11 protein-coding genes are annotated in these 13877 nt (G+C 73.1%); 4 read left to right on the forward strand and 7 right to left on the reverse strand.

From position 1 onward, the window contains the following. Window positions 1-55 precede the first annotated feature (55 nt). The gene (locus tag WME82_RS26275) at window positions 56-1654 is read left to right on the forward strand and encodes a ferritin-like domain-containing protein (RefSeq protein WP_438037539.1); all 1599 of its coding nucleotides are present in this window, start codon (window positions 56-58) and stop codon (window positions 1652-1654) included. On the opposite strand, the gene WME82_RS26280 is transcribed toward WME82_RS26275, so the two are convergent. Then, window positions 1615-3075 (reverse strand): hypothetical protein, encoded by a 1461-nt coding sequence (locus tag WME82_RS26280; protein ID WP_438037540.1) that lies wholly within the window; start codon window positions 3073-3075, stop codon window positions 1615-1617. The genes WME82_RS26275 and WME82_RS26280 overlap by 40 nt on opposite strands. Before the next feature lie 5 nt (window positions 3076-3080). After that, on the reverse strand, window positions 3081-3866 hold the full coding sequence (locus WME82_RS26285) for a hypothetical protein (protein WP_438037541.1): 786 nt from the start codon (window positions 3864-3866) through the stop codon (window positions 3081-3083). 317 nt (window positions 3867-4183) lie between these two features. Between WME82_RS26285 and WME82_RS26290 the strand changes: the two genes are divergently transcribed. Then, window positions 4184-5224: a hypothetical protein gene (locus WME82_RS26290; protein WP_438037542.1), complete on the forward strand. Its 1041-nt coding sequence runs from the start codon at window positions 4184-4186 to the stop codon at window positions 5222-5224. 80 nt (window positions 5225-5304) lie between these two features. Here the strand turns inward: WME82_RS26290 and WME82_RS26295 are convergent, their stop codons facing one another. Next, window positions 5305-5793 (reverse strand): FHA domain-containing protein, encoded by a 489-nt coding sequence (locus WME82_RS26295; RefSeq protein ID WP_437739218.1) that lies wholly within the window; start codon window positions 5791-5793, stop codon window positions 5305-5307. 342 nt (window positions 5794-6135) lie between these two features. On the opposite strand from WME82_RS26295, the gene WME82_RS26300 reads away from it, so the two are divergent. Further along, window positions 6136-8265: a glycoside hydrolase family 52 protein gene (locus WME82_RS26300; RefSeq protein WP_438037543.1), complete on the forward strand. Its 2130-nt coding sequence runs from the start codon at window positions 6136-6138 to the stop codon at window positions 8263-8265. A gap of 133 nt (window positions 8266-8398) precedes the next feature. Further along, a complete protein-coding gene (locus WME82_RS26305; protein WP_437849689.1) occupies window positions 8399-9022 on the forward strand; it encodes an RNA polymerase sigma factor in 624 nt (207 codons plus the stop codon). 7 nt (window positions 9023-9029) lie between these two features. Here the strand turns inward: WME82_RS26305 and WME82_RS26310 are convergent, their stop codons facing one another. From WME82_RS26310 to WME82_RS26325, 4 genes are all read right to left on the reverse strand, one after another. Further along, window positions 9030-10271: an RCC1 domain-containing protein gene (locus tag WME82_RS26310; protein ID WP_438037544.1), complete on the reverse strand. Its 1242-nt coding sequence runs from the start codon at window positions 10269-10271 to the stop codon at window positions 9030-9032. Window positions 10272-10324: 53 nt separating this feature from the next. Then, on the reverse strand, window positions 10325-11332 hold the full coding sequence (locus WME82_RS26315; protein ID WP_438037545.1) for a hypothetical protein: 1008 nt from the start codon (window positions 11330-11332) through the stop codon (window positions 10325-10327). A gap of 20 nt (window positions 11333-11352) precedes the next feature. After that, complete coding sequence (locus tag WME82_RS26320; protein ID WP_438037546.1) at window positions 11353-12423, reverse strand: FecR domain-containing protein; 1071 nt, start codon at window positions 12421-12423, stop codon at window positions 11353-11355. 107 nt (window positions 12424-12530) lie between these two features. After that, window positions 12531-13832 carry a pectate lyase family protein gene (locus tag WME82_RS26325; protein ID WP_438037547.1) on the reverse strand — a complete coding sequence of 434 codons (1302 nt, stop codon included), beginning with the start codon at window positions 13830-13832 and terminating at the stop codon, window positions 12531-12533. Between the last annotated feature and the right edge of the window lie 45 nt (window positions 13833-13877).

Here is a 13877-nt window from a genome sequence, read left to right on the forward strand (position 1 = left end):
GCGCCCGCGACCGCGGCGCCGAATCCGGGTAAGATCCTGGAACGAGGGACATACCATGCGATTGCTCGTCTCGATGGACGCTTGGGGTGCGAGGCTGCTCTCGGTGCTGGCGATCGCGCCTGCGCTGAGCTGCGGTGGAAACGTCACGTCCGGTGAAGGCTCGGGCGGCGGCACAGGTGAAGGCACCTCCAGCAGCACAGGTGAAGGCACCTCCAGCAGCACGGGCGAAGGCACCTCCAGCAGCACGGGCGAAGGCACCTCCAGCAGCACCGGAGGCCTGCCACCGGAAGGGTTTCCGTTCGCTTGCGACGATCCGGAGCCCATCGTCGTCGCGGACCAGAACACCGGGTACGTGCGCTGCGCCGACGGCTGGATCCACCGCGCCGAGGTCGTCACCTGTCCCAGCCCGCTCCCACGTGCCAAGGCCTGCGCGGACCCGAGCGGCGCGACGGGGAACTGCACCTCCGACGCCGACTGCACCGAGCAGCCACACGGCTACTGCGACGTCATGACCGGAGGCGAGGTGGCTCCAGGGTGCTTCTGCCAGTACGGATGCACGACCGACTCCGACTGCGGCGAGGGGCAGATCTGCCTGTGCGGCGATCCGATCGGGCGGTGCGTGCCCTCGCGGTGCACCAGCGACCAGGACTGTGGAAGGCTGCTCTGCTCCAGCTACGTCCTGCACCCCGGATGCGGCGGGACCGCCTTCGCGTGCCAGACGCCCTCGGACGAGTGCGCCAGCGACCAGGACTGCTCAGGGGACGAGCAATGCTCGCTCGAGGCCCTGCGGCACACCTGCACGCAGCAGATCTGCGCGATCGGCCGGCCGTTCCTCGTCGAAGGCGTCGTGCGCACCGCGCAGCCCGCCGCGCGCGACGACTGGCGGACCGCCGCTCCGGGCGCGCCGCCTCGCCTGGAAGAGCTGTCCGTCGAGCAACGGGCGGCCCTCGCCGAGCACTGGACCCGCGCCGCCCTCCTCGAGCACGCGTCGATCGCCGCGTTCGCGCGCTTCGCGCTGCAGCTCCTGTCGCTCGGCGCGCCGCCGGAGCTCGTCGGTGCCGCGCAGGCGGCCATGGGCGACGAGGCCGACCACGCGCGCACGTGCTTCGAGCTGGCCAGCGCGTTCGCCGGCCGCGGCGTCGGCCCAGGGCCGCTCGCCATCGACGGCGCCCTCGGCGGCGAAGGCGCCCGCGAGATCCTCGTGACGACCCTCCGCGAGGGGTGCATCGGCGAGACCGTCGCCGCGATCGAGGCGGCAGAGGCCGCCCTCCACGCGACCGATCCCGCGGTACGGCGCGCGCTCGAGAAGATCGCCGAGGACGAGACGCGGCACGCCGAGCTCGCCTTCCGGTTCGCGGCCTGGGCCCTCGACCGCGATCCTTCCCTCGCGAGCGCCATCGTCGACGAGCTCGCCGCGGCCTCCTCGGAGCTCCCCGCACCGAGCGAGGCCAGCCACGGCAGCCTGCTGCTCGGCTTCGGCGTGCTCTCCCTGCAGCACCGGCGCGCGATCCGGGAGCGCGCGCTCGCTCAGGTCATCGCGCCCTGCGCGCGGGCGCTGCTCTCGCGCGGCGGCGGCAGCATCGAGCGCAGCCGCCCGCGCCCGGCGGACGCCCGTCAGCGCGAGGAGACCGACAGCTTGGCGACGAACAGCTGACCATCCTCGGCCTCGACAGGGCAGTTCAGGAGCGCGAAGTCGGCGCCGGACGTGCCTGCGAGGAACACGTCCGTTCCGGAGACGGCGAGCGCCAGGATCCGCTGGAGCGCAGGGCCGCCGAGCGCGCCCAGCCACTCGACCTCGCCGTCCGTGGCCCGGAGCCGCGCGAGGAAGGCGTCCCCCTCGCCGGCCTCCCCGCCGATCTCGACGTCATCGATCTTCATCTGTTGATCGAAATGTCCGGCCACGACGATCTTTCCGAGCTCGTCAACGCCGACGACCCGCGCCGATTGAGCCCCGCTGCCCCCGAGCTGCTTGGCCCACGTGGCGGCGCCGCTCCGGTCGAGGTGCGCGGCGAAGCCGTCCTCTCCGGTGGAGACGCTCTCTCCGGCGAGATCGATCTGCCCCTCGAACGAGCCGGTCAAGACGACGCCCGCCTCGAGCATCGCCACGGCGCTGGTGCGCTGATCGCCGCGGAGAGCGGAGTAGTGTCGATACCAGACGTCCGCCCCATCGGCGCTCCATCCATCGCAGATCCACGACGCCGGAAACGACGCCAGGAGAGCGTCGATCCCGTCCGAGGCCGCGCCGCCGGGCGGCAGCGCGCTCTCGAAGCCGGGGAAGCCCACGTTCACCCGGCCCTCGAAATCGGCGATCACGAAGGCGTCGCCGGAGGCCACACGGAGATCGCGAGGCCAGAAACGCGCTCCCTCACGGCCCGCAAAGACGCCGCTGCACGGATTCAGGAGGGTCTGCGCATCGTAGCTGGAGAACCCGATGTCCAGCCCGCCCTGGAGCGACGTCAGTACGAAGACGCGGTCGCCCTCCGCCGCAACCGCCTTCGCCTCGTCAAGACCGCTGGACCCGTGCGTCACGCACGCCGCTACCCCGTCGGGATCGCTCTTGTCGAGCCGCGCCACGAACGCGTCGCCGGCGCCCTCGGGCAGCCCGCAGTCCGCGCCGAACGACAGGCTGCCCGTGAAGCCGCCCGCCACGTAGACGCTGCCGCCGTCCAGCGCGATCGCGGTTGCCTGGTGGACGTGGGTCGCGGTGTCGTTCTCCGCGTTCCCGAAGCGCTCGCTCCACACGTGGTTCCCGTCCCGCGCGAGGTGCGCCACGAAGACGTCCTTGCCGGCGCCGCCCGCCGTGAGCGGGGCGCCGCCGGCAACGGTGAGGTCCCCCTTGAAGCCGCCCGCGAGCCACAGGGTGCCGTCCTCGTCGGCCGCGATCCCGCCGAGCGTGGTCTCGGCGCCACCGAAAGACATCACCCACTGGCACGTATAGCCGGGCTCGCTGAACGAGCCGCCGCCGACGCCTTGCTCGTCGATGAGCTGGATGCCCACGATCTCCGCGCAGCCCGCGCTGCTCGCCGCGACGAGAGAGCTCGCCAGCCACAGCCGAGCGCGCCTTTCGAGCCTCATCGTCATCAGAACGCCCCGACGACGGAGCCACCGACGACGCCCGGAGCGAGCTGGACGCGGGCGGTCGCGCGCGGCCCGTCCGAGGGCAGCGTCAGCCAGAGGACGGCCGTGCCGGCGAGCGCCACGCTCGCGGCGATGAAGGAGAAATCGGACACGGTCGCATACGACATCGCCTTGCTGGCCAGATCGGGCACCGGCTGCGCGCAGTCCCGGTAACGCCTCGGATTCGCGCACGCCGTCTTCGCCGCGTCGTCGACCTTGTCCCACGTGGAGATCGCCAGGCCACCGAAGGTGCTTCCGAGCGCGATGCCCGCCAGCGTGAGCCCGCCCGTCACCCACATCAGGTTCCGGTGGATCGGATCCGGCCTTGCGCCGTAAGGCGTCGGCCTGCGCGGCTCGATGTCGCCGGTGGAAGGCGCGGGATCCTGCGCTGCCGCGCTGGGCGCGAGCGCCCTCACGGGGACCTCGACGGCCTCTCCCGTCCGCGTCACCTCGACGTCGCGCGCGAGGGCGTACCTCGCGGGCGCAGCCGCGATGACCTTGTGCTTCCCCGGCTCGACAGGGCGGGCCGCGCCGGCCCCTTTCGCGGCCACGCCGTCGAGCGCCGCCGGGAGCGCCTTCACCTCATCGGACACCTCTGCGGCGGTCTGCTCGGCCCGGGCCACGCCCGCCTGCGCCCAGGCGGCCAGCGTCACGAGGAGCCCGAGCGCGGGCCGACCGAGCCCCCTTCGCCCCGCGCGCCCCACACCCTTTGCGGAGCGCCGGGAGCCTCTGCTGATCGCTTCAGGCATCGAGTCCCCTGGAAGGTCGGCGAGCGACACCTGCTTCAGGTCCCCGCGCTGGACCACGATGACCGATAACAGGGCACCGCGACGAGCGCCAGACGAAAGACCCCCGCGCCAGCCGCCACGCCGCGCCCTGTTCGCGCTTCGACGCACGCGGCCTTTGCGCTAGCGTTCCGCTCTCGGTTCCTCGTGGTTCCTCGTGGTTCCTCGCGGTTCCTCTGGTTCCTCGCGGTTCCTCTCAGTTCCTCTCGGTTCCGGTCTCGCCCCTCGCTCCCAGGTCGTCGAGCGTACCGGCTGGAGCGCCCTCGCGAACAGGTGCCCTGATGTCCTCCGTGCCAGCCCCCAAGAAGAAGCGGTCCAAGAAGAGCGCGCGCTCGCTGCCTCGCAGGGACGAGGAGTGGATCGGCGGCTTCTTCTCCCTGCGCGCGTTCGTGCACGAGGGCGACGACGCGTACCGCCCCGAGGCGGTCGTCTGGATGACCGAGCGCGGCTTCGTCCTGAGCTGCGCCGCCCTGCGTCCCGGCGACGTCGTGACGGGCGCGGTCGACAGCTTCGAGGCCGCCACCAAAGGTCCCCTGGAGGGCAAGCCGCGCCTGCCCGAGCGCGTGCGCGTGGCCTCGCCGGCGCTCGCGGAGGCCCTGCGGGCGCGGCTCGGCCCGGAGGTCGAGGTCCGCGTCGCGCCCACGCCGGAGATCGACGTCGTGGCCGAGGACCTGGAGGCCCACCTCGGCTCGCGGGACGGCCGCCTGACGCCGAGCTTCCTCGGGGGCGGCATCGAGGCGCCGGCGATGGCCTCGTTCTTCCGCGCGGCGGCCGCGCTCTACCGCGTGACGCCCTGGAAGGCGGTGCCCAGCGACGCCGACATCATGGCGCTGTCGATCCCGTCGCTCGGCGCGCGCGATCTCGCGCTGTGCGTCGTCGGGCAGGCTGGCCAGAGCCACGGCGTCCTCCTGTTCGAGAGCGCGCGCGGGTTCGAGCTCTACCTGGCCGAGACCGCCAAGCTCCCGGACGCGCCGCCCGCGTCGCTGCCGGCGAGCTTCTTCTCGCTGAGCTTCGATCGCGCGAACGACCTGCACCCCGCGCTGCGCGCCGAGGTCGCCGAGCAGCGCTGGGAGCTGGCCGACCCGGACGCCTACCCCACGCTCGCGATGGTCGACGAGGACCTCATCGGCCGCAAGCCGACGCCGAAGGAGCTCACGGCCTCCGAGGCGCTCGCGCTCGGCCTGGTCGAGCTGATGAAGCGGCGCAAGGAGATCACGAGGGCGTTCCGCGGCGGCGCCCCGGTGGAGGCGAGCTACGTCGTGGAGACGCACGCGGGCCCGGTGGAGGTGCTCTTCCGCGCGCCCCACCCGGAGCGGAGCTGACCCGGCGGCGGCGCCGGCGAATCGGTCATCAGGGCTCGGGCGATCCGACGGGCGAGCGCAGCAGCGGGGAGGCCCCGCCCTCAGCGAGCGACGAGCCGGTAGAGATCGGCGTTCACGATGAACTCGCAGAGGACGTTGCCGAACTGGAGCATGTCGCCGCTGCGGAGGGGCACGCCGTCCCCGGACGGCGCCAGGAGCCGGTCGTTCAGGAAGGTCCCGTTGGTGCTCTTTCTCGCGTGGAACATCGGGGTGTCCGCGACCAGCACCGAGATGTGGGCGTGGACCTTGGAGACGGACGCGTCGCGGAGCACGATATCGCTGTTCAGCGCCCGCCCGATGAGGATGCGATCCTGCCAGGGACTCTCGGGGCGCTTCGCCACCGGCAGGAGCTCGCAGCCGTGCGACGTGGCGATCATCCCCGACGAGATCCGGTGACGGGACAAGGTCGGCTGGCCGCTCATGCCAGGCGCGGTCCCGGCGACGAGGGTCTTGAACGACGGAGGAGGTTGGTCATCGGGGCCGAGCTCCCGGAGCAGCCAGGCGTGCGGGTACTTCCGATCGAACGCCATCCGTGAAATCGCCCGGCTCTGAGCACAAAGCGCCGCGAAGGTCAACATGACGAGATCTTCCCCCAGGTTCCGGGCCGTTCGAGAGAGCCGAGCTCCCCGAGCGGCGCATCGCCCAATTCGGCGGGGCCCGATAGGCCCTTATACATCAGGAGACGACGGAATCACCGGACGCCACGAGACACCTTCGAGACGACCTCCGGCGCTGAACGGACTACATCGTCGGCGCTCGCCACACCCGGCTCCCGCGCGGGCGGCTCCGCCGTGCGACGCGCCTTTTGCCAGCCTCGCACGCCGGCCAGTCCGCAGGAGCGCTTCGCACGGCGGCTCCTGTATCGTGCCGCCGTGAGCTCCTCCTACAACGTTCAGCATGCGCCGGTCGGCGCCTTTGCCTCCTTCACCCTCGGCAGCGTCAACCGACGGGGCGGCTTTGCCTCCCAGGTCGGCCGCCCGGGAGGGTCGAACGTCTACATCGGTTACCGCGAGGGCAACGGCCAGTTCTTCTGCCTCCCTTACTTCGAGACGAGCAGCGCCCCCGGCTCGGAGGTCCCGTTCGGCGTCACGCTGACGTACGACACGCAGATGCGCCGCGTCTTCGGCGAGCAGGACATCCGCCGCGAGCTCGGCTGGGCCACCGACACAATCCGCGCTGGACGGATCACGTTCACCCTCTTCTCGCCGTTCGGCGCGATCCCGGATCCGCGCACGGCGCCGGCCGCCGAGGTCGCCCAGCGGTGCTGTCCGGCCCTCATCGCGCGGATCGAGCTCGACAACACCGGCCGCGCCGAGCCCATGACGGGCGTCTTCGCGCTCGATGCGCCGAGCATGCGCGACCTCGAGTCGACGAGCGGCGGCCAGCTGATCGGCGTCGCCCACGCCCGGCGCTGGGGCTTCGCCTGCCGCCCGGAGCCGGGCGTCCGCGCCTTCCAGGCCTTCTCGCCCGAGAACGCGCTCGAGGGCAGCGCGGATCGGCTGTTCCGCCTCGGCAAGACCGGCGGCCTGCTCATCGACGTCCCGCCGGGCGCCCGGCGCGAGGTCTGGATCGCGCTGGGGTTCCACGAGGCCGGGACCATCACGACCGGCATCGAGGCGCGCTACGCGTACACCCGCTACTTCCGGAAGCTCGAGGACGTCCTCTCCCACGCGCTCGACCACCGCGAGGCGCTCGTCCGCGAGGCGGCGCAGCGGGACGAGGAGCTCGCGAGCTCGCCGCTGAGCCCCGCCCAGAAATGGCTGCTCGCCCAGGCGACCCACGGCTATTTCGGGTCCAGCGAGTGGCTCGACACGGCGCTCGACGACGCCTCGCCCCCCGCGCCGCTGTGGGTCGTGAACGAGGGCGAGTACGAGATGATGAACACCTTCGATCTCACGATCGATCACCTCTTCTTCGAGCTGCGCTACGCCCCCTGGGTCGTGCGCGACGTCCTCGACCTCTACGTCGATCGCTACAGCTTCCGCGACGAGGTGAAGCGCCCCGGCGCGCCCTCCGAGCTCCTCCCGGGCGGCGTGTCATTCACCCACGACATGGGCGTCAGCAACCACTTCTCGCCCGCCGGCGACTCCAGCTACGAGCGCCCGAACCTCGACGCCGCCTGCTTCAGCCACATGACGCACGAGCAGCTCACGAACTGGATCTGCTGCGCCGGCGTCTACATCGCGCGCGCGGGCGACGAGGGCTTCCTCGAGCGCCATCGGGGCCTCTTCGCCGAGCTCCTCACGAGCCTCCTCCACCGGGACGCCCCGGAGCCCGGCGCGCGGACCGGCGTGATGTCGCTCGACAGCAACCGCTGCGGGACCGGCGCCGAGATCACGACCTACGACTCGCTCGACCACTCGCTCGGTCGCGCGCGCGGCAACCTCTACCTGGCCGGCAAGACGTGGGCGTCGTACGTGATCCTCGCCCACCTTCTCGAGCGCTGCGGAAACGCCGCCCAGGCCGCGGAGTCCAGGGCAGCGAGCCAGCGGTCGGCGCGCGCCATCGTGTCGGCCTTCCACGAGCCGTCGGGCTACATCCCCGCCCTGCTCGACGGGAGCTCGACGAGCGCGATCATCCCCGCGATCGAGGGGCTCCTCTATCCCCACGCCATGGGCCTGCTCGACGACAACGCCGCGGAGGGCGAGCACGGCGAGCTCGTCCGGACCCTCCACCGGCATTTCCAGGCCATCCTCAAGCCCGGTCTGTGCCTGTTCCCCGAGGGCGGCTGGAAGCTCTCGAGCAGCAGCGACAACTCCTGGATGAGCAAGATCGCGCTCTGCCAGCACATCGCCCGCGCGATCCTGAAGGCCGACCTCTCCGATGACGGGCGCCACGACGAGGCCCACGTGCGCTGGCAGATCGAGGGCTCCGGCTACTGGGCCTTCTCCGACCAGATGCAGCGGGGCGTGCCTGTCGGCAGCCGCTATTACCCGCGCGGCGTCACCGCCATCCTCTGGCTCGACGAGCGCTCCGCCGGGGCGAAATCGGCGAGCCGCTAGCGCGCGCCGCACCCCAAGGCCGACGTGACCTCCCGGAACCCCTCCGGATCGGGAAGCGTCAGGCAGCGCACCTCGCCCCTCCCCTGAGCTCACAGTTCGTCCGGCGACGATCCCCTATTGTATATCGTCCGTCGTGAGCCAGAGTCCGCCCAGCGCACGCGGGAGCGCGACGACGTCAGGCGCGCCGCCCGGGCCCAAGGCGGGCCCCTCCGACGCGGAGCTCGTCCTGGCCGCGCGCGCGGGGGAGCGCTGGGCGCAGGAGGCGCTCTTCCTGCGGCACGTGCCGTACGTCTCGGGGATCCTCTGGCGCCTGATCCCGAACCGCGCGGACCTCGACGACGTCGTGCAGGACGTGTTCTTCACGGCGTTCGTCTCCCTCCACAAGCTCGAGAACCCCCAGGCCTTCGCCTCGTGGATCGCCTCGATGGCGGTGCGGCTCACGCACAAGCAGCTGCGGCGCCAGCGCATCGCCGAGCGGCTCGGGCTCGCGCGCCGCGGGGAGGTGTCGTTCGACGACGTCGTCGGCGCGGACTGCCCGCAGGACGTCGCCGTCGAGGTGCGGCAGCTCTACGTGCAGGTCGAGGCGCTCCCGGTCGCCGAGCGGGTCGCGCTCCTGCTCCGGCGCGTCGAGGGCATGTCGCTGGAAGAGGTCGCCGAGGCGACGGGCGCGTCGCTCGCGACGGTCAAGCGGCGCATCGCGGCCGCCGAAGAGCGCCTCTCGGAGCAGGCCGGGCGCCCGCGCAAGCCGGGCGCGTGACGACCGCTCACGGCGCGCTCGCGACCGGCGTGAAGACGAGGCGCCGCTCGAGGTCTCCGGCGCCGAGCTGGCCGCGATCGTTGAGCCCGGCGCACAGGACCGCGCCGTCGCGCTTCCGCGCGCACGTGTGGTGCCGCCCGGCCGCGACCGACGCCCAGTCGGAGGCGTCGCCGACGCGCACCGGCGTCGTGTGATCGCTCATGTCGCCCAGACCGAGCTGGCCCTCCAGGTTGTAGCCCCAGCAGTAGAGCTCGCCGTTCGCGCGCACGCCGCACGTGTGGAAGGTGTCGATCGAGAAGCTCACCCAGTCGTCGAGCGCGCCGACGCGCGCCGGCGCCCGGAGGATCTCCTCGTGCCCGACGCCCGCCTCGCCGAACGAGTTCTCGCCCCAGCAGTACAGCGCGCCCTCGTGGCCTCCGCGTCCTGCGTCGCGCAGCCCGCAGGCCCCGTTCTGGCCGGTGCGGACGTCGATCCAGTCCGCGGCGTCGCCGACGCGGTGCGGATCGCGAAGCTGCATCTCGGCGTCGTCGCCGAGGCCGAGCTCGCCCCGGGAGTTGCGCCCCCAGCAGTAGAGGTGGCCCGGCGCGCGGATACCGCAGCTGTGGCCCTGGCCGCCGTCGACGAGCGTCCAGTCGTTCGCCGACCCGACGCGCGTGGGCTGGTCGCGGTCGACGCCATCCTCCGGGAAGGGATCGTCGAGGCCGAGCTGGCCCTCCTCGTTGTCGCCCCAGCACCAGAGCGCCGCATCGACGTCCACCCCGCACGTGTGCAGGTACGTGCTCCCGAGCTGCGCCATCGGCGCCGCGCTGCTGACCAACGCCGGCGTGACCTCGGAAGCAGCGGACCCGATCCCGAGCTGCCCCTCGCCGTTCGCGCCCCAGCACCACAGGCTGCCGTCGAGCCGCCTCGCGCAGCTGTGGAGCTCGCCGAGGGCGCTCTCGGCCCAGCCGTCGCCCTCGACCGCAGCCGGGGCGGTCCGGTCCTCCGTGTCGCCGACGCCGAGCTGCCCCTCGTCGTTGGCCCCCCAGCAGGAGAGCCGCCCGCCCTGGATGACGCACGTGTGGTACGGGCCCGCGGCGAGGCCGTCGACGCGCAGGACGGTGTCCTCGGCAGCGCCGCCCGCGCCGGCGCCACCTTCACCGGCTCCGCCCGCACCCGCTGTTCCGGCGCCGCCTGCGCCGGCTCCGACCGCGCCGGCGCCGCCCGGCCCTGCGTCGAGGACGACGCCGCTCTGGGTGCACGCCCCCACGGCGACGGCGACGGCGATCGCGCGCCACGCCTGCGGCCGCGTCGAGCGCCGTGTCAGAACACCACCCCCGCGCCCAGCGCGGCGAGCACGCCTGGGCCGCCCATGCTCGTGACGACCGCGTCGCCCGCGAGCGCCTCCACCATCATGAAGGGCGCGAGCGCGCCGACGCTCGCGCCGAAGCGCACGGGCCGCACGTCGACGTCCGCGGTCACGCCGAGCGCGGCGAACGCGGTCGGCCCCCCGAAGCGCGACGCCGACGCGCCCTCCTCGGCGCGCCCCTCGAACAGCACGTAGCCCGCCTCGACGGCCGCCTCGAAGCCGAGCCGGGCGCGCCCCGTCCGCGCGACGTACGCCGACAGCGAGGCGCCGCCGCCCGCGGCGTGCCCGAGCACCGTCCCGAGCGCGGCGGACGCGGGCAGCGCCTCGCGCGCGTACACGAACACCGAGCCAGCAAGCCAGGGCAGTACGTCCCGCCGGAGGAGGAGCGCGCCCCCGAGCTGCACCTGGCCGCCGCCGTACGCGGCCACGGTCGCGCGCACGCCGATCTCGGTCGCGCGCCGATCCGCGCCGCCGCCCGCGCCCGGCGCCGCGCGGACCCCGCCCGCGGGCGCCGGCGCCGGCGCGGCGCTCGCCATCGCGGCCCGTCGCCTCAGCGTGGGCTCGACCCAGCTCGCCCGGAGGAGCTCGTCGGCGGCGATCGCGAGCGCGAGCGCGCGGCCGTCGTCCTTCAGCCCGGCCACGTCCACCGTGCGCTCGAGGCGCTTCTGGGTGATGGCGTCGTCGATGCGGACCGCGGCGACGCCTTCCGGCGAGATGCGGATGGTCACGCGCGCGATCGCCCGCTCGCGCCCCGCGCCGCGCGCGTCGGGCGAGGCGCCCGCCTCGAGCCGCGCGCAGAGGTCTGTGCGGGCGAGCTCGGCTGCCAGGTCCACGAAGATCGCGCGCTCGAGCTCCGGCGTCGCGCCCTCGACGAGCACGGCGATCGGCGGCGCATCGCCGCCGCAGGCGTCTCCTTCGGCGCGCGCGACCCCGGCGGTGGCGGCGAGGAGGGCCGGGAGCACGAGCCCGCGCCCCGCCGCCATCACCGCGGCGCGCAGGCGGCCTTCACGGCGGCGACGTGGACGCCGCTCGGGTAGGTCGTGAGGTAGCGACGTCGGGCCTCTTCGCACGCGGCTCGTTTCCCCTGGCCATCGTAGAGCCGGACAAGGCGGGCGAGCGCATCTTCGTGGACCGACGAGCCTGCCGCCGACGAGGCGGCGGTCTTGAGCGCGTCCTCCGCGTTCGTGCCCTGGCCTCGCTCCATCTCGATGCGGCCGAGCTCGAGCGCCGCGATCTGCGCGCGCGCGTCGCCGGGGTGCCTCGCAACGAGCTGCCGGTACAGCGTGGCGGCGCGCGCGAGATCCCCTGCCCGCCGCGCCTGGTTGGCCGCGTCGAAGAGCCTCTGCGCGGCGTCGGCGCTCGGCGCGGAGGGCGCGGCCGCTGCGCTCCCCTGCGCTGGCGCGGCAGGGGCGCCCGTGGCGAGCGGCTGGGCGGGCGGGGGCTGGGCGGGCACCGCGTCCGTGGGCGGCTCCGCCTTCGCGGGCTCGGGCCTCGTCGACCACGACTCGCCCGCGTGCAGCCGCTTCACGTCGTCGGGCCGCGCGGGGTGACGGACCTCGACGATCCCCTTCGTCACCGAGACGGTGACCTCCTCCGTCGCCCCGTCGACGGCCACGCGGAACTCGGTGCCGACGACGCGGACCTCCACGCCGCGCGCCACGACGGTGAACGACCGCACGGCGTCGGGGACGACCTCGAAGCGGGCCGCGCCCGAGCGCAGCGCGGTCGCGACGTGGCGAGGCTCGTCGCGCTGCACCTCGAGCTCCGCGCCCTGGTCGAGCGAGATCGTCGAGCCGTCCGACAGGGACAGCACCGAGCCCATCGCCGCGACCGCGGCCGGCGGCGCGCTGGACGAGCCGCCGCGCGCCCCCACCCACAGCGCGGCCGCCCCGAGGGCGAGCGCTCCGGCGAGGGAGCCGGCAAAGAGCCACCGGCGGCCATGGCGAGCGCCCCGGGCCTCGAGCCGCTCCTCGATGCGCTGCCACTGGCGCGCCACGCTCCCCTGGGTGACGGGCGGTCGCACCCAGGCGCGGAGGGGCGGCTCGGGGTTCATGCTCATTATGTACCCCGACGGGCCGGGAACGGCTCAGCCGGCGGACACGAGCTCGGGCGCGCTCCCGCCTGGAGCCGCCGGGACGAGGAGCGCGCCGGCGGCGGCGCTCAGGGCAGGTTCGCCAGCGGGTCCGTCTTGCCGACGCCCGCGTGCTCCAGGACGAGCGCCTTGACGGCGGCCGCGCGGTCGAGCGGGTACTCGTACGGCGCGGTCCAGGAGCAGTCGTCACCCGACTCCTGCGTCCCCGTGGTCTGCTCGAACACGTTGTCGATGCGGTGCGTACCGCCGGCCGGGCTGTCCAGGGTGGTGATGGGGTTCTGCACCTTGTAGAAGTGATTGCCCTCCACCCTCAGACAGGCGCCGACCCGCGAGTTCACCCCCGACGTGGGGACGTCCTCGAAGTAGTTGTTGAAGACGTGCCCGTTACCGCCGCGATAGCTCGGGATGCGGGAGTTCACGTTGCGGAAGCGGTTGTGATGGAAGGTGATGCGGCGGTCGCTGTTGTCCTTGTCCGACGAGCCGACCAGCATGCCCTTCCAGTGGTCGTGCAGGTAGCTCCACGAGATCGTGATGTTCGAGGACTCGTGGGTCGCGTCGATGAGGCCATCGTACTTGTCCTTGTTGGAGTTCACGGCGGGAGACTCGGCCCAGAGCTCGCAGTGGTCGATCCAGACGTTGTGGCTCTCGTCCATGTGGATGCCGTCGCCGTTGCCGCTGCCGGCCAGCACGTGGTGGATCTTCAGGTTGCGGACGATGATGTTGGAGGCCCTCCTCAGATTGAGCCCGATCCCCTCCAGCTCTCCGCTCGACCCGACCCCCACGAGGGTCTTGTCGGAGGTGACGTCCACGTCTTCCAGTTCGTCGCCGCTGCCGCTGATCTTGCCGGTGATCCGGATGATCAGGGCGCCGTCCCTCGCGGCCTCCCTCCTCAAGGCGTCGAGCGAGCTCACGGAGACGACGTCTCCGCCCTTGCCGCCGGTGGTGCCGTCGCCGGTCGTGGCATAGCCGTAGAGCCTGAAGTCGACCGCGCCGGTGTCGCCGCCGCCGGCGCCGCTGCCAGAGCCGCCCGCACCGCTGCTGGAGCCGCCGGTGCCTTCGTCCGAGCCGCCCTCACCATTGCCGGAGCCGCCGGTGCCTTCGTCCGAGCCGCCCTCACCACTGCCGGAGCCGCCCTCGCCGCTGCCGGAGCCCCCGGTCCCGCCGCTGGAGCTGCCCGCGCCGCTGCCCGCGCCGGTCCCACCGGTCCCGGCAGCGCCGACGCTCGCCGTGGAGCCTGCGCTCCCGCTGCTCGTCGGCTGCCCCGCGTCGTCTTCCGGCTCTGACGTCTCCGAGCCGCACCCGACCACCGAAACGCCGAGGATGCCGAGCGCGATCAGCGCAGCCCAAGCGACTCGAGATTCGCACTTCATGAGCAAGTCACCTTTCCGTGATGAGCCAAGGCCAAGCAGCTCGCG

The organism is Sorangium sp. So ce128 (assembly GCF_051525245.1).
Taxonomy (GTDB): Bacteria; Myxococcota_A; Polyangia; order Polyangiales; family Polyangiaceae; genus Sorangium; species Sorangium cellulosum_B.

Coding starts and splice junctions, on each gene's coding strand:
- WME82_RS26290 (WP_438037542.1), top strand. CDS start 4,184: ATGTCCTCCGTGCCAGCCCCCAAGAAGAAGCGGTCCAAGAAGAGCGCG.
- WME82_RS26295 (WP_437739218.1), bottom strand. CDS start 5,793: ATGGCGTTCGATCGGAAGTACCCGCACGCCTGGCTGCTCCGGGAGCTC.
- WME82_RS26275 (WP_438037539.1), top strand. CDS start 56: ATGCGATTGCTCGTCTCGATGGACGCTTGGGGTGCGAGGCTGCTCTCG.
- WME82_RS26320 (WP_438037546.1), bottom strand. CDS start 12,423: ATGAACCCCGAGCCGCCCCTCCGCGCCTGGGTGCGACCGCCCGTCACC.
- WME82_RS26280 (WP_438037540.1), bottom strand. CDS start 3,075: ATGAGGCTCGAAAGGCGCGCTCGGCTGTGGCTGGCGAGCTCTCTCGTC.
- WME82_RS26285 (WP_438037541.1), bottom strand. CDS start 3,866: ATGCCTGAAGCGATCAGCAGAGGCTCCCGGCGCTCCGCAAAGGGTGTG.
- WME82_RS26325 (WP_438037547.1), bottom strand. CDS start 13,832: ATGAAGTGCGAATCTCGAGTCGCTTGGGCTGCGCTGATCGCGCTCGGC.